The following is a 25,260-nucleotide window of genomic DNA, read 5'->3' on the forward strand; positions in this document are numbered from 1 at the left end:
TTAAGCACTGAATCTCCAGGAGCAAGACAGCCCCCATGGATTATTTCGGACCGCATATTTTCGGTTATACCATCGCCCTGCTGCACTCGCTGGGCATGATCGCGGCCATACACGCCGTGTTGACCGTCCGTACCGCCCAAGGCTCGATCGCCTGGGCCCTGTCGCTGCTTTTCATCCCTTACCTCACGCTGATCCCCTACCTGGTGTTCGGCCGCAGCACCTTTGATGGCTATATCAAGGCCCGGCGGCAGGCCAACGAGGAAATGCGCAAGGCCGTCTCCGAACTCAACTGGCGACCCTGGGTGGAAGAAGCACTCACCGCCCGCGCTTCTGCCGCCTACGCCTCACTCAGAGCAATGCCCAAGCTCGGACACATGCCTTGCCTGGCCAATAACGAGATGCGGCTGTTGATCAACGGTCAGTCGACATTCGAGGCCATTTTCGAGGCCATCAGCCAGGCGAAAGAAGCCGTGCTGATTCAGTTTTTCATCGTTCACGACGACCGCCTCGGCCAACGCCTGCAATCTCTGCTGTTGAAGAAAGCCGCCGAAGGCGTGGCGATTTACCTGCTGTATGACCGAATCGGCAGCCACTCCCTGCCCCACGGCTACGTGCAGGCCTTGCGTGATGGCGGGGTCGAGGTCAAAGCCTTCGCCACCCGAAGTGGCTGGCTCAATCGCTTTCAGGTGAACTTTCGCAACCACCGCAAGATCGTGGTGGTGGACGGCATTCTCGGTTTCGTCGGCGGGCACAACGTCGGTGACGAATACATGGGCGAAAAACCGCCCCTGGCCCCTTGGCGCGATACCCACGTGCAAGTGCGCGGGCCAGTGGTGGCGTGCATGCAGGAGTCTTTCGCCGAAGACTGGTTCTGGGCGGCTCGTGCACTGCCGCCGCTGATCCTGCCCGAGGTTTATCCGGAAGGCGGCGTGCTGTGCCAGTTACTCGCCAGCGGCCCGGCCGATGCCTGCGAAACCTGTTCACTGTTCTTTGTCGAGGCCATCCACGCAGCGACAGAGCGGGTCTGGATTACCAGCCCGTACTTCATCCCCGACGAAGCCGTGTTCGCGGCGTTGCGCCTGGCGGTACTGCGCGGAGTGGATGTTCGCCTGCTGTTGCCGTCCCGGCCCGACCACCGAATCGTCTACGCCGCCTCCAGCCTCTACGCCTTCGAAGCGGTGCGCGTCGGAGTACGGGTATTCCGTTACGAACCCGGGTTCCTGCACCAGAAAGTGGTGTTGATCGACAGCGAAATCAGCGCCATCGGCAGCGCCAACCTGGACAACCGTTCGTTCCGGCTGAATTTCGAAGTGATGTTGCTGACCGTCGACAGCGCGTTCGCCGCCAAGGTGGAACAGATGCTCAACGATGACTTTGCCAACGCCCACGAAATCGCCAAAGAAGAAAGCCGGGAGACCCGCCGCGTCCAGCAGCTCGGCATGCGAGTCGCCCGGCTGATTTCACCGATTCTCTAGAGGTAGATATCGTCCCGGGTCCATGGCAGTTCATGACTGCCATCAGCGTGGGCCTTCACGGCAAGAATCTGATGCAGGTTGATCCAGCCGCGGGCGAACGCGTAAGCGCAACCAGCCAGGTACAGCCGCCAGATGCGCAGGACTTGTTCCGGTACGAGTCTGGAGGCCGCTTCGAGGTTGTCTTCCAGGCGTTCGCTCCAGTGATCGAGCGTACGTGCGTAGTGCAGGCGCAAGCTCTCGACGTCGACGATCTCCAGCCCGGCCTCACTGATCTCGGCAGAGATCATCGACAGGTGCGGCAGCTCGCCATTGGGGAACACATATTTTCCAATAAAGTCACCGGCACCGCGTCCTACCGGACGGCCATCGGTGTATTTGGCGGTGATCCCGTGATTCATCACCAGGCCGCCCTCTTTCACTGCACCGAACAGGGTCTTGCAGTACTCGGCAAGATTGGCGTGGCCGACGTGTTCGAACATGCCGACGCTGACCACTTTATCGAAACGGCCATCCTGCGGCAGATCGCGATAGTCGAGCAGTTGCAGTTCGACCAGGTCCTCCAGGCCTTCCGCTTTTACGCGTTCCCGGGCCAGGGCCAACTGCTCCTTGCTGAGGGTGATACCGAACACTTTCGCGCCAAATTCTCGAGCCGCGTAACGCGCCAATCCGCCCCAACCGCAACCCACATCCAGCAGATATTCGCCGGGCTGCAGGCGCAGCTTGCGGCACAAATGACGGAACTTGGCTTGCTGGGCTTGTTCCAGGGATTCGCTGCCGGTCTCGAAATAGGCGCAGGAATATGCCATGTCGCTGTCGAGCCACAGCTGATAGAACGCATTGGAAAGGTCGTAGTGGTAGGAAATCGCCTTGGCGTCCATCTCTTTGTCGTGGGCGCTACGAACCGGCTGATTGTCGTCGCCTTCATCCAGCAACGCCTGGCTCCATTCATCGCAGACGCGGATCACATCGCTGATGGAGCCTTCAAGCTCAAGTTTGCCTTCGACAAATGCAGCGCCAAGAGCATCCAGGCTTGGATGGTTAAACTGGGTGACCATTTGTGGGTCCTTGACCACAATCGTGACACTGGGCGTCGGCCCCAGATTGAATTCATGGCCATCCCAGAGTCTCAGGCGAAGCGGTAACTGCAGATTCTGTAAGGCCGGTGGAAGATGCACGAGCATGGAGAATCCCCCTTGTTTCAGACGTCTAAACAGAGGGTAGACCATCTTTGAAAAATAGCTGGCTATCGAATTAATAGCCGTTTTCAATGATTCGCGACGCCAGAACCTGCCACCGCGAACGCACAAAATGATGTGCCCTCATCTTCAATGACTACGAACCGGGCGCACAGTTCTAAAAAGTTGAAGTCCCCGCGATTACCCGGTTTAGAGCATTTGCCTTCAGGCTTCGTCCTTGAGTTTGAGCAGTGGCTCCTGGAACCGCAGCAAACGACCGGCATTGCCCAACACCAACAAGGTGCTGAGGTTATGCAGCAACGCGGCAATCATCGCCCCGGCAGCGCCAAGCCAGCCGAACGCGGCGAAGGCCACGATCGCCAGGGTCCAGCCCAGTCCGATGATCACATTGACCTGCAGCGTCTGGCGGCACTGACGACTCAAGCGCACGCAGGTGCCGAGGCGGCGCAAGTCACTGCCGATCAGCACGATGTCCGCCGATGCCAGGGCGATGTCTGCACCGCCGGCGCCCATGGCCACACCGACCACACCGGCCTTGAGGGCCAATGAGTCGTTGATGCCATCGCCGACCACCATTGGCCGGAAGCCGCTATCGATCTCCTTGAGCACGCGGTTGAGTTTGTCTTCGGGCAGCGCCTGCGCTTCAACGTCACTGATCCCGACATCCCGGGCGAGCGTTTGCGCCACGCTGTGCCGGTCACCGGTGAGCAACAACTGGCGCCCCAGTCCAAGGTCACGCAACTCGCTCAAGGCGAACTGTGCCTCGGGTTTGACGCTGTCAGCCAGCAACAGCCACGCGAGGAACTCACCGTTGAGCGCCAACCCTGCAATCGGACCGTCGTGATCGGGAACCGTCGTTGTGCTGACGCCCAGTTGCGCAAACAACTCCGGCCGGCCGAGCGCTGCCTCGCCCTGCCCGGTCATCGCTACCACGCCCAGGCCCTGGCGTTCGTGAATGTCAGAAAGCAGGAGGAAATGCTCCTGGGTCACCAACCCCGCCAGCGCACGGCTGACCGGGTGACTGCTGGCCGAACCGAGGCTGGCCGCCAGTTTCAGGACATGGCTGCGATCCTCAAGCGGACTGTCCATCGATTGCAGGCGCAAGGTGCCGAAAGTCAGCGTCCCGGTTTTATCGACCACCAGAGAAGTAAGGTCCGCCAACTCTTCAAGGAACGCGGAACTGCGAATCAAAATCCCATGGCGCGCCGCTACGGCCACCCCGGCAATCGCCGTGGCCGGTGCCGACAACACCAGTGCGCAAGGACAGGCTGCGACCAACACCGCGAGCATCGCCTGAGCGTTGTTGGTGATAAACCAGGTCACGGCGGCCAGCAACAACACCAGCACCATATAGCTACCAGCGTAACGCTCCAGCAGACGAGTGATCGGCGGCTTCGAACGCTCGGCGTTTTGCATCAGGGCGATGACTTTGCCGAGGGTCGATTCCTGGCCGGTGCGGGTCACTTCGATTCGCAGCAGTCCATCGAGGTTGATCGCACCACCGAACACCGACATGCCGACGCCTGCCTCCATCGGTACCGACTCGCCGGTAATGGAGGCGGTGTCCAGACTGGCCTGACCGGACAACACCCGGCCATCCGCCGGCACCCGGTCCCCGGCGCGCACCTCGACCAGGTCGCCGGCCTTGAGCGTGCCATTGTCGACTTCGATGATGGAGCCGTCCGCCTGAATCTTGCGTGCGTGACTGCGGGTCAGTTTGCCCAGTGCGTGAATCGCTTCCTGGGAGCCGATCACGCTACGCTCTTCCAGCACGTGGCCGAAAATCATGATGATCGGCAACAGCGCCGCCGTCAGCAGATCGCCGGTGGCCCAGGCACCCAGCATGGCCAGGGCAATCAATTGATCGGTGATGCCGTGCAGGCTTGGATAACGCAGGCTGTACCAGGCTGAGCGCATGACCGGCACGGCGACCAGCAATGAGGCAAAACCCAGCAGTAGCTGACTGACACCGGTCTGCTCCGGCGCCAGCCATCGCCAGATCAGGCCCAGCGCAAGCAGGCCCAACGCGAGCATGGCCAGGGTCAACTGGCGTGCGGCGCGGCGCTGTTCGGCCGAAGACAGCAGGCTCGGTACGGCAGCGGTTTGAGCGGTCATTGTGCAGCTCCCTGAATGATCAGACGGGAATCGTCTTTGGGATCGACCGTCGTGACCGAGCCGGCCTGGCCGAGAATTTTCGGCATCCGCTCGCGATAGATGCGCAGCAACATTTGCGGGTCAGTCCCCTGCTGCTGTGCCTTGGCCAGGCTCAGCACTGTGGCGGTATCAGTCGAGGCTTTGGACAGTCGTTCGCTCGCCTGGGCATGGGCCACTTGCAGCGTACGGTCGGCTTGTTCGTTGGCGGCCTGCGTCAGTTTCTCGGCTTCGGTGCGTGCATTGGCGACGGCCTTATCGGCTTGCTGGCTGGCCGTCAGTACCGCGTTGAAAGCGTTCACCGCTGGACCGGGCAAGCTCGATTGCACATCCACCCGCGCCACTTCGATCCCCAGGCCTTGCCCGGTTGCAGTGAGTTCGGCCAGCCGTTGATTGATGCCCTGCACCAGATCTCCTCGCAAACGCTCGCGTCGTTCCGCCGCCTGGTTATCGGCACCGATCAATTCCGGACGGGCGACCAGGATGGTGTCCAGATCCTGGGCGGCCGTGAGCGCGACCGCGCTGCGGGTCACCAGACGATCCAGAGCCGGCAACACATGCTCGCCCTGAAGCACGAACGCGTAGGGCTCGGTGACTTTGTAGAAAACCCGCACATCGAGTTGCACCACACCGGCATCCCCCGTTAACAGATAGCCGGAACCGGCGAGGGTATCGCTGATGGGCGTGGCAAAACTGGCCACACGATCTGCCTGCATCGCGGCACCACTGCGCAACAGACTTTCCACTCGACGTTCGATCACCCGATCCGCCGCCGGCAACAAAATCACCTGCTCGAACGGTTGCGGCCAGGCCAATAACAGCCCGGCATTCTGAATGCGATCCAGCGCACCAAAATGCAAAACCACTGCGCGATTTTGCGGATCGATCTGCCGCACATTGGAAAACGCCCAGGCCAATGCCGCCAATACTGTCACCGCATACAAGGCCAGAAACGCCAAGCGCCCGGCCTGAATCCAGGGGCTGCTCAACTCATTTGTTCCACGTGGAACCAAACTCATGGCTGCGATCCGGACTTGTTGTCGAGGCTCGGCGGACCGTCAACCAACACCCGGAACGGTGCGGCGTCGGTGCGCAGAATCAGCTTGGTTCCCGGCGTCACCACCGTGCCCAGGGTGTCGAGCGAGCGCAGCAGGTTGTAGAGCTGCGGCGATCCCGCATAGGCACGACCATAAATCTGCGCCGCTTCGACCCGCGATTGCGCTTCGATATCCGCTGCTTTCACGGTGGCATCGGCCTGCACAATTCGTGCATCCCGTTCGGCGGCGGAACGAATTTGCGCGGCTTCACGTTTGCCGATGGCCGTGCGTTCAGTGGCAATGGTTTCACGCTCGGCGCGCATCCGGTCGACGGTCGCGGTGAGCGTCACCGATGGCAGCGTCAATCGTTCGATACCGACCTGCAACACGCGCACGCCATAAGTGGTGAGCAGTTGCTGGTCGATCTGCTTGCGCAGTTGCGCTTCGAAATCAGCAATGCGCACTTGGCTGGCATCGGTGTTCACCAAATTCGCCAGATCAAAACTGCTGGCGGTGGTTTCCAGTGCAGAGCCGACAAAGGTGCGAATCTGCCGCGCGGCTTCATCGGGCTGGTTCTGCACCGCGCGCATGAAACGTTGCACGTTGTCTGGATCGCCCTGTACCTGCCACGCCACGTAGGCCTGGACGATGATGCGCAAACCGTCCCGGGTACCGACATCCTGCAAACCGCTGGACGTGGTGCGCAGCCGCAGATCCACCGGGATCGCCGCCTCGAACGGTGCCGGCCAGCGCCAGCCTAGCCCCGGTTCCAGCAATACCCGCGATGGATTGCCGAAGCGTGTGATCACCGTGGCCTCCCCCGAGCGAACCTGCACCAGGCTTGCAGCAGCGACCGCAAACGCCACCAGCAATGCAGCCCAGCCCATGCGACGCCATGGGAATGGGCCGGCCTCTTGGGGATCGCCGTGATGATGGTGATGGCCGTGGTGGTGGTGCCCGCCATGGCCGTGATCGTGGCCGGCATGGTCATCGTGATTATGCGTATGGGACTGGCTCAATTGGCAGCTCCTGGCTGAACGGTTTTACGCGACGGCGCAGGGTCAACCGGCAGCGTGAACGTACGGAGGTCAATGGTCGGCGCATTGCTGCTGCCGCCCAGTCGATGATCGAGAATCAACAATTTGGCGTTAGCCAAACCTTGGGACAACTGACTGAAATACTGCTCCAGCACGAAGGCCTGGCCAGCGCTGGCATAGGCTTTTTGCTCGGCGTTGAATTTCAGGTCCGCAGCCTCGGCGCCAGCATTGATTTCACGGGCGCTGGCCGTCGCCTGATCCCGGGCGATGCTGGCCTGCAACTGCGCCTGATTGGTGGCCTCGGCAGCGGCGCCGCGCTCCCGGGCGATCAAGGCTTGTGCGCCAATCTGCGCTGCTTGCACACCGTGATAGGCGTTGGCGGCGCCGGCCGGCGGGTGAATCGCCTCGACCACCGTGGCAAGGATTTCCACGCCGCTGTCGAGTTTTTGCAGGTCAGACTGAACGGCTCGGCCGATTTCTTCAGCCAGCCCTACCCTGTCCTCGCCCAGCAAACCGTCGAGGGTGCGCGAGGCGAAATCGTGAACCAGGATCCGGCTGGCGGTGCTGCGAATCAACATCGGCACATCGGCACTGTTATAGGTCGCGGCCAACGCCGCCTCATCGCTCAGACCGATGCGATAGACGAAACGCACGTCCATGTTGACGATCTGAAAGCTCTGCTTGTCGGCTCGGCTGCTGGCGATCACCTGGGATTTATCGTTCACATGGCTGGCGTCCCACAGGCGATTGGCAACCGCCGGGGCCGGGCCTTCAGCAGGGTCGGCCTGAACGGGGGCCGAGGTTTCGCCAACACTGGTGGCCAGTTCGTGAACCACGCCATTCTCGACGCTCAACACCCGGCCCAATGGCCAAGGCAAGCCGACATGCAAACCGGGACCAAACACTTCCACTGGTTTGCCGAATCGCTCGTAGATGCCACGCCCCTGCAGCGCAATTTCGTGAATGCCGGTCAGTGACCAGCCCACAAGCGCAACCACCGCCAGCACCGGCAGGAACGCCCGACGCATGTAAGTGAAGGCCCAGATCTGCCGCAGATCGATACCGAAACGGTTATGCAATTCGTGCTGCAACGCCAGCAATGGCTGGGGTGGCCAGCGCAGCATGTCAGCGACAAAGCTGCGCGCCAGCAGCTCCGGCTCCAGGCGTTCGCGACGCGGGCTGAACAATGACAACACCGCGCGCAGCAACAGTTCGGCCGCCACCAGCCCCGGCAGCAGTCCGATCAACACCGCCAGACGTACGGGCCATACCGAGGTTTCATCGGCAAACAACAGACAAAACGCACCGAGTACCAGGCTGATGATCACCACACGCGTCAATTGCGCCAGCGCAGCGGCTTCAGGCCATTGCGCGGTGTTTTCCTGCGCCAGATGGCGCTCCATCACCAACAGGCCGAACGCCAACAGCAATGAACACGCCGCCCCGACAGTGGCCGCCAGGCCCAGTGCTGCCGGGGGCAACGCAAGGTTCCAGGCCTGTTCGACGCCCAATACCGCCAACATTGCCCAGCCGCCAAGCCACAGCGTCGGCGCCCCGATTTGCCCGAGCAGATGCTGCGATTGCCGGCTGATGCGGTCCAGCACGCGTTCATACCACCCCGAAGGCGCGACAGGCTCGTCGACAACGACCTCCGCCACCACGGGATTCATTGCGCTGGCACGCCACTGCGCTACCCATCTGGCCGATTGCAACCCCGCCATCAACACCACAAACGCCATGCTCAGGTTCAGCAACAACGCTGGCCACAATGTTTGCGACGTAAACAGCCCGGCAAACAACGCCAGCAACACGCCCACCGTCGCGAGAACGCCCGCACCGATGGCGAACTGGCGTAAACGCCGCCCTTGAATGAACGCCTGCTGAAAGCGCGGCAACCCGGCTAACGGCGTTTCATCAACATCGAGATCGACTTGCATACCACCCCAGAGTGTCTTCGCTTACATGGCTATTCGTTACGATATAACGAAAATGGTGAAATTTCCGTACACAAGCGCGCCATCTAAAGATGCCCAGCCTGTCGCTTACCTGAAGCCTTGACCGAAATGCTGGAGTACGCACATATTACGTTCGTAATTTTATGCAGGAACTACTTTTACCGATCTCTTTCCCTTTCGATCCAGGAGTACATCCATGAGCACTTATGACGTCGTGATACTCGGCGGTGGCCCCGGCGGTTACAACGCGGCGATCCGCGCCGGACAACTGGGTCTGAAAGCCGCCTGCGTGGAAGGACGCGCCACGCTCGGCGGCACCTGCCTGAACGTCGGCTGCATGCCCTCCAAGGCGTTGCTGCATGCCTCCGAACTGTACGACGCGGCCATGGGCGCGGAATTCGCCAATCTGGGGATCGAAGTCAAACCGGTGCTCCACCTCGCCCAGATGATGAAGCAAAAGGATGAAAGCGTTACCGGGTTGACCAAGGGCATCGAGTTTCTTTTCCGCAAAAACAAAGTCAACTGGATCAAAGGCTGGGGCCACATCGACGGACCGGGCAAAGTCACGGTGACCGATAGTGCCGGCGGCAAGACCGCACTGAGCGCCAGGGACATCATCATCGCCACCGGTTCCGAGCCCACGCCCCTGCCCGGCGTGGACATCGATAACAAACGCATCCTCGACTCCACCGGCGCCCTGGCGCTGACCGAAGTGCCCAAACATCTGGTGGTGATCGGCGCCGGCGTGATCGGCCTGGAGCTGGGTTCGGTATGGCGGCGCCTTGGGGCGCAGGTGACGGTGGTCGAGTTTCTCGACCGAATCTGCCCCGGCGTGGACCTCGAAGCCGGCAAAACCCTGCAGCGCTCCCTGAGCAAGCAAGGCTTGAGTTTCAAGCTGAGTTCAAAAGTGACCAGCGCCACCAGCTCCGCCACCGGGGTGCAGCTCAGCATCGAGCCTGCCGCAGGCGGTGCCGCTGAGTTGCTGGAAGCCGATTACGTGCTGGTGGCCATCGGGCGCCGACCTTATACAAAGGGCCTGGGCCTGGAGAACGTCGGCCTCGCCACGGACAAGCGCGGCATGCTCGCCAACAAGGGACATCGCACCGAAGCCGCCGGGGTCTGGGTGATTGGTGACGTGACCTCGGGCCCCATGCTCGCCCACAAGGCCGAGGACGAAGCCATGGCCTGTGTCGAGCAGATCGTCGGCAAGGCTGGCGAGGTCAATTACAACCTGATCCCCAGTGTGGTCTACACCAAACCGGAGCTGGCCAGCGTGGGCAAGACCGAAGAGCAGCTCAAGGCGGAAGGCCGGGCGTACAAGGTCGGCAAATTTCCCTTTACCGCCAACAGTCGGGCGAAGATCAACCACGAAACCGAAGGCTTCGCCAAAGTGCTGGCCGACGAGCGCACGGACGAAATCCTCGGCGTGCATCTGGTTGGCCCGAGCGTCAGTGAAATGATTGGCGAGTATTGCGTGGCCATGGAATTCAGCGCCTCGGCCGAGGACATCGCCCTGACCTGCCACCCCCACCCGACACGCTCCGAGGCCTTGCGTCAGGCGGCGATGAATGTGGAGGGGATGGCGACGCAGATGTAAGACAAAAGACTGGCGGTGACTGAGCCACCGCCTTCGCGAGCAAGCCCGCTCCCACAGTTGATCTGCGGCGTTCACAAAACCAATGTGAGAGCGGGCTTGCTCGCGAAGGCAGGCAACTCGGTTTAAAGAGGCAAATGCTCCAGCGGCAACGCCCCCGGCGCCTTCACCGTGTGAATCGCAAAGTTGCTGCGGATGTCGCTCACACCCGGCAACTTCAACAAACGCCCGGTGAGAAACCGGTCATAGGCACGCAAGTCCGGTACCACCACCTGCAGCAGAAAATCCGACTCCCCTGACACCAGAAACGCCGAAATGACCTCGGGCAATGCCGTCACCGCCAGGCGAAAGGCTTCGGCTTGTTCGTCATTGTGACGCTCGACCTTGACCCCGACAAACACCGTCAGCCCCAACCCCACTTCATCGCGATCCAGATTGGCCTGGTAGCCGCGAATGACCCCCGCTTCTTCAAGCATCCGCACCCGGCGCAAGCAAGGCGATGCAGACAGGCCGATCTCGTCTGCCAGTTGCACATTGCTCAGGCGGCCATCCCGTTGCAGCGCGGCGAGAATCTTGCGGTCGTAGGCATCGAGTTTCATGGCTTGGCAGATCCTGATGGTTAAAGTGCGAATAAGTGGCAGATTATGCCAATACAGCCACCGATAGAAGCGAAAAACGCAAGCACCTGCCCCGCCCTCCAGCCCTAGACTGGTACGACCGAATCGACAACGAATGGGGTGCAACATGCAGGGGCTCTGGCTGTTTTTCATGGCGCTGGCGGTGGTCTATCTGTTGCCGGGGCCTGACATGATCCTGCTGTTGCAGACCGGTGCCCGCCAGGGCAAAGGCGCCGCATTGGCCACGGCCGTGGGGTTGGGCATCGCCCGGGGTTGCCATGTGGCATTGGCGGCACTGGGGTTGGCGGCACTGTTCAAGGCCGCGCCCTGGACCTTCGATGTGGTGCGCCTGGCAGGCGCCGCGTACTTGCTGTGGATCGGCATTCAGTGCCTGCGAACCACGATGCTGCCGAGCCTCACCGGCGCCGACACAACCGGCGAAAAACCGCGCTGGGGCGCCGCCATCCGACGCGGACTGCTGACCAACCTGCTCAACCCCAAGGCACTGCTGTTCTGCTCGGTGCTGCTGCCACAATTCATCGACCCACAGTCTGGGCCGGTGCTCGGACAATTCGCGACGTTGGGCGTAGTGCTGGTCAGTGTCGGTTTGCTGTTCGACAGCGCCTACGCCCTGGTCGGCGCAGCGCTCGGCCGCTGGCTGCAACGCAGCCCCTCAGCCCAGCGCCTGCAACAATGGTTGTTCGGTAGCCTGTTGATCGGTTTCGCCGTACGGCTGACCTTTGTGCAACAGGCCTGAATCTCACTGCGCCTTGCGGCGGCGATTGAACAACAACAGCGCGGCTGCCGCGACCGCCAGTACGCCACCGACCTGCAATGGCGTCTTGTACGGGCGCAAGGCCGAACGCGCAGCGTCGGTGACTTGGGTCACGTAGCGCTTGTCGGCGTTCTCGAAGTCGGGGTACGGGCATTGGTGGCCGAAATCGGCGGCCCATTCCACGTAAGGCCCTTCTTTGACATAGCGCTGATAAATCGCACTTTGCTCCTCGAGACTGCTGTTCCACCCCGACGCCTCGCACAACACCGCCGCAAACGCCTGGCTGGTGTGAGGCAAGTTATCCGCCGCCTTGCTCGCCAGCGCCGTGGCCACGAAGCGATAGTGGTAACGCTGATCAGGCTGGGCAGCGCTGGCCTGCTGACGCTTCACTTCGTCTTCGGCCACTAATGGATCGACCTTGAGTTCGGCGTTTTCGAGAACGTAGTTACCGCCGAACGTGGCGTAATCCGGCGCCATTTCATAGCCCAGAATGTCCATGCCCCACTCGCGTGCCGTCCAGGCCGCATTGAACAGCGCTGCGGCGCGACGAGTCGGCCACCAGGCCGAATCAGCCGCCAGACGTTGCTCGCCATACAGCTTGGCCTTGTGCCGCAAGTCGTCATTGTCGAAGTAAGCCAGCGCTTGCTCGTAATGCCCTTCGCGCAACAAACGCCGCCCCAACAGATTGCGCAGGCTCGCCGCCACCGGCAGGGGCACGTAGTTGTCGCGGTCCTGCTGGCTGAGCGGCGGCGGGGCCGGCACTTGTGTGTCGACGTAGTGCTTGAGTTCTTCGAGGGTCAACACGCGCTCGGCCACTGTGGCGGCGTCGAACCAGTAAATGCTTTGGCTGCGATACAACTGATCGAAGGCTTGCAGGTAATCCCCGCGTTGCAGGGCCAGGATCGCACTTTCACCCTCGACACGGCATTTAGGCTGCAGCGTTTCGTACTCGAAGTCCGGGTCCGTCGCTCGCCCCAGGATTCATTCTGCGGGAAGGCCTGGGCCAGCTGGCATAGGCTGCGGCGGCCGCGGTTTTATCGCCCTCGCGCACCGCCAGTTTTGCCTGCAGCCACCAGGCCAACCCGCCATCGCCAGCATGTTCGAGGAAAACTTTGGCACTGGCGTAATCGCCCTGTTGATAATTCATCGCCGCCAGGCGGTCGGCGTTTTCGAGACTGCCGCGGGTGCTGTTTTGCAGCAGCTTGATCATTTTTGTTCATTGGCGGGTTGATCGCCGAACGACCAGCCCAACCGGCTGATCAGCGATGCGGTCACCAATTGCTGCACGGGCTGGCCCTTGAGCAGCTCGGCCACTTGATCATCCGGCAGCGTCATCAAGTCAGTCATCAATAGCTTCAGCGAGTCATAGCCCACCGTGGAGCCGTGCAGATTTTGCGTGGCGTACAGCTCGATGGCACGGTTCCAGTCCCCGGTGGTGCGTACCACCCGGGCTTCTTCGCCAAGGCTGGCGACACCCAGTTCCAGTGGATCGCTGAAGCCGTCGATGCTCAGTTGTCGGGTTAGCTCAAAGGCCTTGCGGGATTGTTCGAGCAGATCCGGACCCGCATTGGCTTCGGCGCTCATGGCGAACAGCGCGCGCCCCAGCGAGTAAGCCGCCCAGGTGCTGCGCGAAGCCCGTTGTTCTGCGGGCAAGGCCAGCACTTGCTTGAAATACCCGGCGGCCAGGGCCGTATCACCCGCGCCAAATGCCACGGCGCCTGCCAGGTACAACCTGAGCTCGGGCGGCAGTTGCGTCCCTTCGGTTTCAACCTGACGGGCATCGGTCAGGCTGCGCAGGTGTTTCACCAACACTTGTTGCTCAGCGGAAAGTCCGCCTGCTCGGCCTGATCCCGCTGCACTACAAGGTCAGGTTCATCGCTGTAGTGGGCGCCAACAGGGACGTTCTTCAACCCTTTGATGGCGTGGCCAAGGCGGTTGATTTCGAAGCCGAAGTTGCCTTCCGGCAGTTCCGCCAGCGACTGGCCACGGTTATCCAACAGGCGCACGGGAAAGTCCGGGCCGCAGGCCAGCGCCGAACCCAGCGGCAGACTGAGGCTCAGGCAAAGCAAATGACGCAGCCAGTTACGGGTGAACATTCGAACCTCCTTGATCAAGGTGCGCAGCGAGCCCAACCAATGGCACGCTGTCCGCCGGCCGGTATTCGACCGTCGCGCAGGCGGGTGAAGGTAAGCAGATCCGGACGCTGTTGCAACGCGTAACCGGCCAGGGCATCGGCCCCCTCACAACCACTGACCGCCAGGGTCAGGCGTTCGGGCCAGGCGCTGTCGAGATTGCCCTGGTTGCTGATGCCGATGTCATAGAGGCCATTGTCGGCCGAGAGTTTCAGCGTCAATCGACTGTCGAGGACATCACCGCGAGCCACGGCGCGCAAGGTGGTCAGACTCCAGGCCCGACGGTCGTTGGCCAATGGCAGGCGGAACCAGATCAGGCCCGCCAGATGCTTCGGTGGATCGACCCGCAGTTCGCTGCCGAGGGTGCGCAATGACTGCGGATCGGCCAGTAATTCCCGGCGCAGGCCTTCACGTTCCACGGTCACTTCGCTTTCCACAACAGGCGCGCCGCCCGCCGACGGCAGCAACGCCACGCCATAGGCCGGCAGCGCCAGATAGAAAGGTTTTGTCGTGGTGCGGCTCCAAGCCTTCGCCCATTGCCGGGCCTGATCGGCATCAAACAAACCGCGAAGCGGATCGCTCACCGCATGCACCTGCAACACGCTACTGTCGACTGTGGATAACAGCGCCGGCAGTTCGCGACTGTCGAGCCAGGACGGCAATGCGGTGATGCTCAGCGGCAGCGAAGTCGGCAACGCTTCACGCAAATGCGCGAGAAATTCGCGGTACGCCGGTAGCCGGGCATTACCCGCATCGTGGTCGATTTCCACGCCGGCGAGGTTCAACCCTTGCCCCTGCCAATCGCTGATCATCTGGTGGATTTGCGCTGTGATCTCTTCCTGATCCAGCGCCTTGAGCTGCCCATCCAGACGAACCACCGCAATCACCGGTCGCCCGTCGCGCTTGAGCAACTGCCAATCCACTCGGGCTCGGCTCCAGCCCGCCTTGGGGAAGGCCTGCAAGGCCAGCACCCGCAACGTCGAAAAATCTGTGCGGCTGTCCCTGAGGGCTGCGTCGTGGGCCGGCGTCCACTGCCGCTGCCAGACGTAGAGTTGCTGATCCAGCGGCGGTGGGTCCTGTCTTTCGCAACCGGTGGTCAGCGTCAGCGCCATCAGCAAGGCGATCGAGCGAGTGAAAAAAAACATTGAAACGCCTGTTCCTGAAAGGCAGAAAGGGCCTGTGCGGCCCTTGTTCGTTCTGCCCCTACCCTACTCAGCCGTTGACCGACGGGCAATGTTCGCCTGCAATCCTCCTTCATATATCGAGCACCAACGGCTGCGCTCCCTGCGCCGGAATCGCACAGCAAATCAGCACTTGTCCGTCATCCGGCACCTCCGCTGGCGGCAGTGGGTAATGCACCTGACCACTGATCAAGCGCGTCTTGCAGGTGCCGCAGGAGCCACCGCGACAACTGAATTCCGGGCGCAGGCCACGGCTTTCCGCCAACTCCAGCAAGCTGCCGCCCTCCGGCTGCCAGCGCGCTTCCTTGGCTGAACGCTGGAACACCACGGGCACGGAGGTGGTGGCGGCTGGCGGTTGCTCGATGACCACGGCATCGGGGTCCGGGTGCCGGCGCAAGGTGGACGGGCCGAAGGTTTCGGCGTAAATCCGCGAATCGCGAATGTCCAACTCGCGCAGGCCGTCGTACAGCGCCTGGGTAAAACTTCCCGGGCCACAGACAACAAAGTCCAGCTGATCGTAGTCCTCGACTGTCAGCAGATCCTTGAGCAGCGCGACGTCGATCCGCCCACAGAGGTCGAAGTCCTCGCCTTGTATCGCCCCGGCTTCCGGTTGGCTAAGCAAACGCACTACCCGCACCGCGTCACCGGCGTCTTCGAGCAAGCGATCCAGCTCCCGGCGAAACGGCTGGTCGGCCAGCGTGCGCGAACTCTGGATAAACCATGTCGGGCGGATACGGCGGGTGCGCAATCCCTGGTAGACCACCTCTCGCAGCATCGACAACAGCGGCGTGATGCCCACCCCGGCCGCCAGCAACACCAGTGGCCGACGTTCATGGGGCGCCACGGTGAAATGCCCTTGCGGTGCCCGCGCCTCCAGCAGGTCGCCGACCCGAATCTGCTCATGCAAATGCGTAGACACTCGCCCGTCACGCTTCACACTGATGCGGAAAAAATCATCGGACGGCGCGCTCGATAAACTGTACGTGCGAATGTGCACATCACCGTCAATGTTGAAGCGCAGGGGCAAATGCTGCCCGGCCTGAAACAGTGGCAACCCGGCCCCATCGGCGGGCTCCAGGTAAATCGAGCGAATGTTGTGGCTTTGCGCTTCAATCCGCGCCACCCGCAACGGCCGCCATTGATCACCCAGCGCTTTGGCCTGCAAACGCGCGGTGGCCTGCTCCCATGTGCCGGTGAGCAAACTGGTGGGTGAAACACCGTCGAAGCGCCAGCGCAACGCCAGGGCGGCCGGGCGCCGTACGACTTGCTCGACATCGATTGTCCACAGACGCTCGGCGCCCTGGAACGCCTCGACCTGCGGGCCCTCCAGGATAATTTCGGTGCGCCCGCTGAGCTGCAGCAAATCACCGGTATTGAAATCGATGAACAACAACCCGGCCCGGGGATTGAGCAGCAGGTTGCCCAAGGTGTTGAAATGCAGGTTGCCGGCGAAATCCGGAATGGTCAGGCGATTGCCTTCCACCTGTACGAAACCGGTCTGGCCGCCACGGTGCGACACATCCACCGAGCGCTCGCCATCGACCTCCACATAACTGGCAACGAAGAATGTGTCCGCCTCGGCGATCATGGCCTTGGCCGCGTCATCCAGTTCGCTGAAATGCTGGGCGACACGCGTCGAAGGGTCGGCCAGTGGCACCGAGTGAAACTGGCGCAACTGAATGTACTGCGGGCAATTGCCGAAGGACTGATCCACCGTCACCGCGAAACCGCCGGTTGTCATGCCGCGGACATGCCCATTGATGCGGTTGCGACGGCGGGTATGCAGCTCGATGCCCAACAGGCCGATCGCCGAACCGTCGCTCAACTGCGCAGGATCATCAAGGGCAGGCAAGCTGCGAAATTGCAGCAGGCCCGGCTCTGGCGAGTGTGCGAAGCCGGGCTGGCCTTCAAGGATACTGGCCCATGGATGTCCATTGGCATCCACCGCTCCATACAGCATGAACGGCAATTGCTGATAGAACGTGCGGTGCTGGTCCGGCATCTCGCTGCGAATCACCTTGCGACCGAACACCTCCATTCGTTCGGCAACGCCCACATGCGCCTGCAATTGTTTCTCGCCGGCATGCCAGGGTGAACGGTCCATACGGCTTCTCCCCTGCGCCAGTGGCGCAGAACGGGGCGGCCCGGCAACTCCGGGCCGCGGGCGTCAGGCAGTTTTTTGCAAACCGGCGACGGTGCGCGGCATGCCGACAAAACCCGGCAAGGCTTCGATGCGGGCCAGCCAGGCGCGGATGTTAGCGTACTCGTCCAGCGACACATTGCCTTCCGGCGCATGGGCGATGTAGCTGTAGGCCGCGACATCGGCCACCGTCGGCTCGCTGCCAGCCAGATACGGCGTATTGGCCAGTTCGTGATCGATCACTTTGAGCACGGTATGGGCGTAGGCAATCACTTCTTCAGCGTTGTAAGGCGCGCCAAACACAGTGATCAACCTTGCCCGGGCAGGACCGAAGGCAATCGGACCGGCAGCCACCGACAACCAGCGCTGGACCTTGGCGGCACCCACCGGATCAGCCGGCAGCCAGCGACCGTTGCCGTACTTTTGCGCCAGATAAACCAGAATCGCGTTCGAGTCAGCCAGCACCACACCCTGGTCATCAATCACCGGCACCTGGCCGAAGGCATTGAGCGCCAGGAACGCCGGTTGCTTGTGTTCGCCCTTTGCGAGATCAACGAAGATCAACTCAATCGGCAATTTCAGCAGGGACAGCATCAACTCGACACGATGAGCGTGGCCGGAACGTGGAAAGTTGTAGAGTTTGATCGCTTGCATGGTCGACACCTCGGGTGAGTGGTGCTGTTCAGGAGAGATCAGCGCCAATGAGGTGAATACTCTACCTTCAACCAAAACAACAGAATCACCAGAAAACGCAATCAATTATTTCACCTGGTGAAATAACTCAACACTTGAGCGCCGGATGTTCGCGCAGCGTCTTCACCGCGAAATCAACAAAACTGCGCACCCGGGCCGGTGCTTTACGTCCGCCCTGATAGATCACATGGATGGGCAACGGCGGCAGTTCGAAGTCCGCCAGAATGATTTCCAGCTCTCCGGCAGCCACCTTGCTCGCAACTTGATAAGACAGCACCCGCGTGAAGCCCAACCCCAAACTGGCCGCCGTGATGGCCGCCTGATTTGCCGTCACCACCAGTCGCGGCTCAGCCCGGACACTCAAGGTTTCACCGTCTTCAATGAATGGCCAACTCCGCAATTGGCCTATGGCCGATGTCCCAATGATCGGCGCCTGGGCCAGTTCCTGTGGGTGCCTGGGCCGACCATGACTGACGAGAAACTGTGGCGAGGCGCAGATCACCCGCCGCACGTCCCCCACACGGATCGCATGCTGATTGCTGTCAGGCAGTTCGCCAATGCGGATGGCCACATCGACGCCCTCCTCGACTACGCTCACCACCCGGTCCACCAGCAGCGCGTTGATGCAGACTTCGGGGAATTGCGTCAGGTAGCTCACCATCAGCGGCGTGACAAACAGCTCGCCAAACAAAACCGGAGCGGTGATGGTCAGTTGCCCACGAGGATGGATGTGGCTGCCTGCCGCCGAGTCCTCGGCTTCCTGCACCTCGGCGAGAATTCTCCGACAATCCTCCAGATATCGCTGACCGGCCTCACTCAAATACACGCTGCGCGTCGTGCGCGTAAGCAGTTGCGTACCGATGCGCTTCTCCAGCGCCGCCACCGCTCGGGTGACACTGGCCGCCGACAGACCCAAACGCCGCGCCGCCGCCGAAAAACCCTGTTCCTGGGCGACGGCAGCGAAGACCTGCATTTCCTGGAAGCGGTCCATGGGCATGTCCTCATTTCAGATAGATAAATCGCAACCGAAGGCCGGAAGGTTAAGCGCAGGCGTTCAACAATCTAGTTGGGCGCCCGACCATCAAGTAAATCAATGGGCTACTGCACTCTAGCGCTTCCACTGTAAAAACGAAGCGTGTCACAAACCTCAAAGAGCGGCCTGGGGATTATTGATAATTATTGAGGATTATTTTCTTGCGACGGGTACGACAGTTCGCAATTATCCGGACCAGTCCGCTGCAAGGGCTAATGCCTGACAGGGAAAAGCGCCATTGGCTTGGCCCTGTACCCGTTTGCAGGCATGGACTCGTCAGCGGATTCCATCCACTGCAGCAGAATTCCAGCCTGCGTAAACAGGCGGAATATACGACTGCTCCTATACTACATACCACCCTGTTACCTATTGAGTGTTAGTAGGTAGCTCGTTGATTTTACCTGGATGAAATAAGGCGTTAGTTGTTAACGCTTGGACGGTGTCCATCGATCCTGCTTCCGAGATTCATTTAGCAGGGAAGAGTGAACTTCAACTAGCTGGCTAACCTGGTGACACCGAAAGGAGTTCGAAAATGTTGCGCACAAACATTTCCGCAAGAGCACTGTCCGGTGGTTTGCTCGATGTACTGATACGTGCCGGACTGATTACCGTGCTGGTGCTGTTTTGCTTCCAGATCTTCCACCCATTCCTCAACCTCATGCTCTGGGCGGTGATCCTGGCCATCACCCTGTATCCGCTGCATGCGCTCATCAAGCGTAAGCTGGTCAACAAGGACGGTCATGCCGCCACCCTGATCGTGGTGGTCGCCCTGGCCTTGCTGATGGTGCCGATCTATCTGCTGGGCACCTCGATCAGTGAGTCGGTACAGGGCGCTCTGGCGATCCTCAAGTCCGATACGCTACAGATTCCGCTCCCCAGCGAAAAAATCGCTTCCCTGCCGCTCATTGGCAAGCCGCTCTATGGCTACTGGATGCAAGCCGCCACCGATATGAGCAGCGTGCTGATGAAGCTGATGCCGTATCTCAAGTCCGTCGGCCTGACCTTGTTGGGCAAAATGGCCGACGTTGGTGTGGGCTTCCTGTTGTTCATCGGTGCACTGATCATTGCCGGTGTGCTCATGGCCTATGGCGGAAACGGCGAAAGAAGCGCACTGGCCATCACCTCGCGTCTTTCCGGACCTGAGCGCGGCCCACGCATCACCGAGCTGTGCACGGCAACCATCCGCGCAGTCGCCCAGGGCGTGGTGGGCATCGCGTTTATCCAGATGCTGCTGGTGGGCGTTGGCTTCGTGCTCATGGGCGTCCCCGGTGCCGGCCTGCTGGCGATGGTTGCGCTGTTGATGGGGATCATGCAATTGCCAGTACTGCTGGTGACCCTACCGGTGATCGCCTATGTCTTCGCCACCGAAGGGACCAGCCTGGCCACCATCGTGTTTTGCATCTACAGCCTGATTGCCGGGATGGCCGACAACGTCCTCAAGCCATTGATGCTGGGTCGTGGCGTTGATGTCCCGATGCCGGTGATTCTGATTGGCGCCCTGGGCGGCATGGTGAGCGGCGGCTTCATTGGTTTGTTCATCGGGCCGGTTGCGCTGGCGGTGGGCTACCAACTGTTCTGGCAATGGGTCCAGGACCAGCCGTCTGCCGAGGTACAGAACGAGACACCGCAAATCGAGGCAATCGACGATCAGCGTCCCCTCTGAAGAGTCTGCGCCTGATGCCATGCCCTGCTCGCATCAGCTGGCTGCTGATCTGTGGGACTGCTGTCCTGGGGGGCTGTGTGCAACTGGGTCCGGATTTCCAGTCACCGGCCCAGCCCTGGGTCGAACACTGGAACAGCCCGGCCCTGGAAATCGCCGGGCAAAAACGCGCACAACCGGATAGCCGCCAATGGTGGCATGTGTTCGACGACCCGGTCCTGGACCACTTGATTGCCCAAGCCGATGTGCATAACGCCGACCTGCAGGTCGCTGGCCTGCGGGTCATGGAATCCCGCGCACAATTGGGCATTGCCCTGAGTGGACGCTACCCGCAATTGCAGCAGGCCAGCGCCGACAGCCTGTACCTGAACCGCCGGCAATCGGGTGGCGCCAACCCTCAGGACACGCATTTCTGGCAATACAGCGCCGGTTTCGATATCGGTTGGGAGCTGGATTTCTGGGGGCGTTTCAGCCGTGCCATCGAGTCAGCCGATGCGTCCTGGTTTGCCGCTCAGGCCAACTATGAAAATGTCCTGGTGCTGTTGCACGCGCAACTGGCGCAAACCTATTACGCCCTGCGTACCGCCGAGGCGCGCCTGGCCATCGCCCGCAGTAACGCCAGCTTGCAAAAACGCAGCTACGAGATCACCGAGCGCCTGTTCAAAAGCGGGGCCGAAGCCGAACTCGATCTGCAACAGGCCAAGACCCAGTACCTGGGCACCCTGAGTACCATCCCGGATTTCGAGAGTCAGGTGGCGAGCTTGCGCAACGCGTTGTCCACCCTGATCGGCCAGCCACCCGGCTCGATCCCTGACCTGGATCGCAACACCGGCGTGGTGCCTCTGCTCGATACCGCGGTCTTGCAGGATGTGCCGGCCAACCTGCTGGTGCGGCGCCCCGATGTTCGTGCTGCCGAGCTGCAAGTGGCGGCGCAATCGGCGTTGATCGGTGTGGCCGAGACTGACCTGTACCCATCCATCAGCCTGCTGGGCAGCATCGTCTGGTCCGCCAGCTCGCTCAACGGTGCGTCCAATACCCTCGACCTGGTGGCTGGCCCCAGCCTGCGCTGGGACATCTTCGACCATGGCCGGATCACCAACAACGTCCGCGTGCAGGATGCGCGCTTGCAGCAGTTGATCGTTATCTACCAGGACAGCGTGCGCCAGGCGGCACGCGAGGCGGACGACGCCGCGACCGGCTTGATCAAGGCACTGGAGCGCGACCGGATCCTCAGCGATGCATCGGTGGCCGCCGAACGTTCGGTGACCCTGGCCAATGCCCAATACCGCGAAGGCTATTCGGACTTCCAGCGCGTGCTGGATGCCCAGCGCGCCCTGTTTGCCCAACAGGATATCTACCTGGTCAACCGTGGCACCGCCGTCAACAGCCTGATCGCCCTGTACAAGGCCCTGGGCGGCGGCTGGTACAGCGACCAGCCGATGCTCGACCCGGCCACCCGCAAACAGATGCAACAACGGACCGATTGGGGCGATCTGCTCGACGAACCGAAGGAAAATGCCCATGAGTGACAGCCAACAACCGGTCGAGAACGCCTCGGGACCCGCCGCCGACCCGGCCAGAAAAGCGATCAACTGGGTGGTGCTGCTGATCATCCTGAGTCTGGTCTGGTACCTGATGGCCGACCGTTACACGCCCTATACGCAACAGGCACGGGTACAGGCCTTCATCGTGCCGGTGGCGGCTGAGGTTGCCGGTCGGGTGACCCAGGTGCACGTGCGCAACAACCAGGACGTCAAGGCAGGCGAATTGCTGTTTGAAGTCAATCCGGAGCAGTACCAGATTGCCGTCGATCGCGCCCGCGCCGACCTTGAGTCGACCCGTCGCCAGGTGGGCGCCAACACTGCCGGTGTCGAATCGAAGCAAGCGTCGCTGCGCGCGTCCCAGGCCAATGAGCTCAAGGCACGCCAGGACATCCAGCGGCTCGAACGCCTGTACCGCGAAGACCCGGGCACCATCTCGCTGCGACGCCTGGAGATCTCCCGCGCCACCCTGGAAGAGTCCATCAGCCAGGTCGCGGCGGCCAAGGCCGAAGTGCAACGTGCACGCGAACAACAGGGTGGCAATGAAGCAGAGAACGCCCAGTTGCTCAGCGCCGCCAGCAACCTTGAAAAGGCCGAGCTGGACTTGAGCAATACGAAGATCCACGCGCGTTCGGCCGGCCTGATCACCGATTTGCGCACCGATGTCGGCCAGTTCGCCTCCGCCGGTGCGCCGGTGATGACCCTGATCGCCATCCACGATGTCTGGATCAGCGCCGACATGACCGAAAACAACCTGGGAAGTGTCCAGCCCGGGACGCCGGTGTCCATCGTCCTCGATGCCCTGCCGGGGAGAATTTTCAAAGGCCATGTGCGCAGCGTCGGCTATGGCGTCGATGTCGGTCAGAGCACCCAGCCGGGCAGCCTGCCGAAAGTGGAGAACAGCCGCGATTGGCTACGTCCTGCCCAGCGCTTTCCGGTCATCATCGAGTTCGAACCAGGTGAGCTGACCAGTCCACAGGGCATCCGCGCCGGCGGCCAGGCCGAAGTCATGGCGTTCCCGAGTGAAGGGAACCCGCTGAATATCCTGGGTCGCCTGTTCCTGCGCCTGATGAGCTGGATGTCCTATGCGTATTGAGCGCCCGGCCCGCGTTCAGCGCGCCCTGCGCCTTGGCTTCGGCACGGCGTTGTGCCTGGCGGCGAGCTTCGGCCTGGCCTTGCCTATCCCGTTCCTCGCGCCGATGCTGGCGCTGATGATGCTGGCGGCGATGAACCGACCGTTGCCGTTCAAGGCCAGCCTGGGCCTGATCCTGATCCTGTTGCTGACCACCGGGAGCGGCCTGCTGCTCATTCCCCTGCTGCGTTACTACCCGCTCAGTGGCGTGCTGCTGGTTGGGCTATGCCTGTTCCTGGCCTTCGGTTATGGCCTGCGCGGCGGCAACCCGCTGGTAGCGACTTTCCTGGTAGTGGGCCTGACCTTGATCAGTTCGGCCGGAACCGCTGAATTCGCCCTGGCGCTTGAGGTGATCGTGGCCCTCGTCAAGGGCCTGTTCCTGGCAGTCTTGACGCTGACTATCAGCCATTGGCTGTTTCCCGACCCCGCCAGCGCCCCCGTGGCTAAACCCGGCCCGAGCCTTTCTCCTGCCGAAAGCGGTTGGCTGGCGCTGCGTGCCACGCTGGTGGTGCTGCCGACTTTCCTGCTGGCCATGGTCGACCCGGCCAGCTACCTGCCGATCATCATGAAAGCCGTCAGTCTCGGCCAACAAAGCTGCGCCACCAGCGCCCGCACCGCCGGCCAGGAATTGCTCGGCTCGACCCTGCTCGGTGGCCTGATGGCGATTGTTTTCTGGTGCGCGCTGAGCCTGTTCGTCAACCTGTGGATGTTCTTTCTGTGGATGTTGCTGTTCGGCTTGCTGGTGGCCAGAAAACTCTATGGCTTGGCCAGGACTCGACAACCACCGAGTTTCTGGCTCAACAGCCTGGCAACCCTGATCATTCTGCTCGGCCAGTCGGTCCAGGACAGTGCAGCGGGCAAGGATGTCTACACCGCCTTCGCCATCCGCATGGGGCTGTTCATTCTGGTGACCTTGTACGCCTGTGTGATGGTGTATTTGCTCGACACGCGGCGGCAACGGCGTCATGTCACCCAATCCAGCCCGTAAGGAACACAGCCAAGTTCCGAAATCTGTTAATAGGTTACCAGTGATCATGCTATGCCTGTTTTTTGCAGGCGATATACTTGGTCTTTTGTCTGCGGTGCTATGTAGCTCTGCGACGTGACCTCTGTGCGCCTCCATCGTGGCTCGAACAAATTCGTTTGTTGTCGATGGTCATAGTGGTGATGCTGATTGGCAATTATTTGCAAATGACCATTTGGGCGACGTAGTCATGAGCCAGCAGTGCCGTCTACTCAGTCCACTTTGAGGCGGCCAACTGTATCCTAATATTCGGAGTATCCACCGCAGTAATGACGGCTGTCATGATGGAGATAGTCAAGCAACACCACACATTAGCGCTCAAGAGATTGCTGTAACGTCGAAAGAACACGGCACGGGTCTGATGCGACAGCTGAAAAAGCCTCCCTTGAATCGGGGGGGGGGTTAACTATTGCTTCAAATCATGTTGTCTGGTGTCAATCCTTTAGGACTTAAGCCGGCCTGGAGTAGGTAACCTGTCCCTCGGTGGCTCGCTGCTCACCTCTGTGCTTCGTTCTGCGGAATGGCCACTAACTTAGCCAGTTACTGTAAGAAAATTTACTAGGCTGTGTAAGTTGCATCCGTAAAAATAAAAATTCAACCTAATCGTCATGCGAATCGTTTGACGCCTTTTGTATTACCTGCGAAAAATCATAGCCGCTGCACAACGATTTTTTCTAAAACGTAATATTATGGATAGGACAAAGAAAATGGATTCCACATTAAACAATGAAACATTCGATCTTAAACTCGATGTAGAAACTGCAGAAAAGTTCTCCGATCTTCTCAACGATGAAAGCCTGATGCACGCCGGCTTTGTGGCGCATCAGTCGAACAACAATGTGTTGAGTCTGCATGAAGACATTAAAATCGCAGCCTGAAAAAACGGG

Annotated in this window: 17 protein-coding genes and 2 pseudogenes; 8 read left to right on the forward strand and 11 right to left on the reverse strand. The window is 60.9% G+C overall.

Annotation, left to right across the window (positions count from 1 at the left end; genetic code table 11):
- Nucleotides 1–35: 35 nt before the first annotated feature.
- Complete coding sequence (gene cls, locus RS887_RS25505; protein ID WP_322617547.1) at nt 36–1,475, forward strand: cardiolipin synthase; 1,440 nt, start codon at nt 36–38, stop codon at nt 1,473–1,475.
- Here the strand turns inward: cls and cfaB are convergent.
- From cfaB to RS887_RS25530, 5 genes are all read right to left on the reverse strand, one after another.
- Nucleotides 1,472–2,656 (reverse strand): C17 cyclopropane fatty acid synthase CfaB, encoded by a 1,185-nt coding sequence (gene cfaB / locus RS887_RS25510; RefSeq protein WP_322617548.1) that lies wholly within the window; start codon nt 2,654–2,656, stop codon nt 1,472–1,474. The genes cls and cfaB overlap by 4 nt on opposite strands.
- Before the next feature lie 219 nt (nt 2,657–2,875).
- Nucleotides 2,876–4,786 (reverse strand): heavy metal translocating P-type ATPase, encoded by a 1,911-nt coding sequence (locus RS887_RS25515; protein ID WP_322617549.1) that lies wholly within the window; start codon nt 4,784–4,786, stop codon nt 2,876–2,878.
- On the reverse strand, nt 4,783–5,841 hold the full coding sequence (locus RS887_RS25520; protein ID WP_322617550.1) for a protease modulator HflK: 1,059 nt from the start codon (nt 5,839–5,841) through the stop codon (nt 4,783–4,785). Before RS887_RS25520 ends, RS887_RS25515 begins: the two co-directional genes overlap by 4 nt.
- Nucleotides 5,838–6,878, reverse strand: a complete 1,041-nt coding sequence (locus RS887_RS25525; protein WP_322617551.1) for a protease modulator HflC — start codon at nt 6,876–6,878, stop codon at nt 5,838–5,840. The genes RS887_RS25520 and RS887_RS25525 overlap by 4 nt, the downstream gene beginning before the upstream one ends.
- Nucleotides 6,875–8,833, reverse strand: coding sequence for a protease modulator HflK (locus RS887_RS25530; RefSeq protein WP_322617552.1), 1,959 nt, complete (start codon nt 8,831–8,833; stop codon nt 6,875–6,877). The genes RS887_RS25525 and RS887_RS25530 overlap by 4 nt, the downstream gene beginning before the upstream one ends.
- Before the next feature lie 214 nt (nt 8,834–9,047).
- Between RS887_RS25530 and lpdA the strand changes: the two genes are divergently transcribed.
- Complete coding sequence (lpdA, locus tag RS887_RS25535) at nt 9,048–10,448, forward strand: dihydrolipoyl dehydrogenase (protein WP_322617553.1); 1,401 nt, start codon at nt 9,048–9,050, stop codon at nt 10,446–10,448.
- A 122-nt stretch (nt 10,449–10,570) separates the two neighbouring features.
- Here lpdA and RS887_RS25540 read toward each other — a convergent pair whose 3' ends face one another.
- Entirely contained in the window at nt 10,571–11,044 is a 474-nt protein-coding gene (locus RS887_RS25540; protein WP_007969928.1) for an Lrp/AsnC family transcriptional regulator, read from the reverse strand.
- Nucleotides 11,045–11,189: 145 nt separating this feature from the next.
- Here RS887_RS25540 and RS887_RS25545 point away from each other — a divergent pair, with 145 nt between their 5' ends.
- Complete coding sequence (locus RS887_RS25545; protein WP_322617554.1) at nt 11,190–11,819, forward strand: LysE family translocator; 630 nt, start codon at nt 11,190–11,192, stop codon at nt 11,817–11,819.
- A 3-nt stretch (nt 11,820–11,822) separates the two neighbouring features.
- Here the strand turns inward: RS887_RS25545 and RS887_RS25550 are convergent.
- The 5 genes and pseudogenes from RS887_RS25550 to RS887_RS25570 all read right to left on the reverse strand — a co-directional run bounded on the left by RS887_RS25550 (nt 11,823) and on the right by RS887_RS25570 (nt 18,974).
- A pseudogene (locus tag RS887_RS25550) lies at nt 11,823–13,933 on the reverse strand (hypothetical protein).
- Nucleotides 13,920–15,114 (reverse strand): annotated as a pseudogene (locus RS887_RS25555) (DUF3142 domain-containing protein). Before RS887_RS25555 ends, RS887_RS25550 begins: the two co-directional pseudogenes overlap by 14 nt.
- Nucleotides 15,115–15,223: 109 nt before the next feature.
- Nucleotides 15,224–17,254, reverse strand: a complete 2,031-nt coding sequence (locus RS887_RS25560) for a pyridoxamine 5'-phosphate oxidase family protein (RefSeq protein WP_322617555.1) — start codon at nt 17,252–17,254, stop codon at nt 15,224–15,226.
- Between the two features lie 63 nt (nt 17,255–17,317).
- Nucleotides 17,318–17,944: a glutathione S-transferase gene (locus RS887_RS25565; RefSeq protein WP_322617556.1), complete on the reverse strand. Its 627-nt coding sequence runs from the start codon at nt 17,942–17,944 to the stop codon at nt 17,318–17,320.
- Nucleotides 17,945–18,071: 127 nt separating this feature from the next.
- Entirely contained in the window at nt 18,072–18,974 is a 903-nt protein-coding gene (locus tag RS887_RS25570; protein ID WP_322617557.1) for a LysR family transcriptional regulator, read from the reverse strand.
- 574 nt (nt 18,975–19,548) lie between these two features.
- On the opposite strand from RS887_RS25570, the gene RS887_RS25575 reads away from it, so the two are divergent.
- From RS887_RS25575 to RS887_RS25595, 5 genes are all read left to right on the forward strand, one after another.
- Entirely contained in the window at nt 19,549–20,679 is a 1,131-nt protein-coding gene (locus RS887_RS25575; RefSeq protein WP_322617558.1) for an AI-2E family transporter, read from the forward strand.
- 14 nt (nt 20,680–20,693) lie between these two features.
- On the forward strand, nt 20,694–22,205 hold the full coding sequence (locus RS887_RS25580; protein WP_322617559.1) for a TolC family protein: 1,512 nt from the start codon (nt 20,694–20,696) through the stop codon (nt 22,203–22,205).
- Nucleotides 22,198–23,313, forward strand: a complete 1,116-nt coding sequence (locus tag RS887_RS25585) for an HlyD family secretion protein (RefSeq protein WP_322617560.1) — start codon at nt 22,198–22,200, stop codon at nt 23,311–23,313. The genes RS887_RS25580 and RS887_RS25585 overlap by 8 nt, the downstream gene beginning before the upstream one ends.
- Entirely contained in the window at nt 23,303–24,337 is a 1,035-nt protein-coding gene (locus tag RS887_RS25590) for a DUF2955 domain-containing protein (protein ID WP_322617561.1), read from the forward strand. The genes RS887_RS25585 and RS887_RS25590 overlap by 11 nt, the downstream gene beginning before the upstream one ends.
- A gap of 743 nt (nt 24,338–25,080) precedes the next feature.
- A complete protein-coding gene (locus RS887_RS25595; RefSeq protein ID WP_322617562.1) occupies nt 25,081–25,251 on the forward strand; it encodes a hypothetical protein in 171 nt (56 codons plus the stop codon).
- The last annotated feature ends 9 nt before the right edge of the window (nt 25,252–25,260 follow it).

Source organism: Pseudomonas sp. BIC9C, from assembly GCF_034541995.1.
GTDB lineage: Bacteria > Pseudomonadota > Gammaproteobacteria > Pseudomonadales > Pseudomonadaceae > Aquipseudomonas > Aquipseudomonas fluorescens_CC.

Excerpts from the sequence above, each read along its gene's own strand:
- RS887_RS25590 (WP_322617561.1), top strand. The coding sequence starts at position 23,303 with ATGCGTATTGAGCGCCCGGCCCGCGTTCAGCGCGCCCTGCGCCTTGGC.
- RS887_RS25560 (WP_322617555.1), bottom strand. The coding sequence starts at position 17,254 with ATGGACCGTTCACCCTGGCATGCCGGCGAGAAACAATTGCAGGCGCAT.
- RS887_RS25545 (WP_322617554.1), top strand. The coding sequence starts at position 11,190 with ATGCAGGGGCTCTGGCTGTTTTTCATGGCGCTGGCGGTGGTCTATCTG.
- RS887_RS25530 (WP_322617552.1), bottom strand. The coding sequence starts at position 8,833 with ATGCAAGTCGATCTCGATGTTGATGAAACGCCGTTAGCCGGGTTGCCG.
- RS887_RS25540 (WP_007969928.1), bottom strand. The coding sequence starts at position 11,044 with ATGAAACTCGATGCCTACGACCGCAAGATTCTCGCCGCGCTGCAACGG.
- RS887_RS25520 (WP_322617550.1), bottom strand. The coding sequence starts at position 5,841 with ATGAGTTTGGTTCCACGTGGAACAAATGAGTTGAGCAGCCCCTGGATT.
- lpdA (WP_322617553.1), top strand. The coding sequence starts at position 9,048 with ATGAGCACTTATGACGTCGTGATACTCGGCGGTGGCCCCGGCGGTTAC.
- RS887_RS25585 (WP_322617560.1), top strand. The coding sequence starts at position 22,198 with ATGAGTGACAGCCAACAACCGGTCGAGAACGCCTCGGGACCCGCCGCC.
- cls (WP_322617547.1), top strand. The coding sequence starts at position 36 with ATGGATTATTTCGGACCGCATATTTTCGGTTATACCATCGCCCTGCTG.
- RS887_RS25575 (WP_322617558.1), top strand. The coding sequence starts at position 19,549 with ATGTTGCGCACAAACATTTCCGCAAGAGCACTGTCCGGTGGTTTGCTC.
- RS887_RS25570 (WP_322617557.1), bottom strand. The coding sequence starts at position 18,974 with ATGGACCGCTTCCAGGAAATGCAGGTCTTCGCTGCCGTCGCCCAGGAA.
- RS887_RS25580 (WP_322617559.1), top strand. The coding sequence starts at position 20,694 with ATGCCATGCCCTGCTCGCATCAGCTGGCTGCTGATCTGTGGGACTGCT.
- RS887_RS25595 (WP_322617562.1), top strand. The coding sequence starts at position 25,081 with ATGGATTCCACATTAAACAATGAAACATTCGATCTTAAACTCGATGTA.
- RS887_RS25515 (WP_322617549.1), bottom strand. The coding sequence starts at position 4,786 with ATGACCGCTCAAACCGCTGCCGTACCGAGCCTGCTGTCTTCGGCCGAA.
- cfaB (WP_322617548.1), bottom strand. The coding sequence starts at position 2,656 with ATGCTCGTGCATCTTCCACCGGCCTTACAGAATCTGCAGTTACCGCTT.
- RS887_RS25565 (WP_322617556.1), bottom strand. The coding sequence starts at position 17,944 with ATGCAAGCGATCAAACTCTACAACTTTCCACGTTCCGGCCACGCTCAT.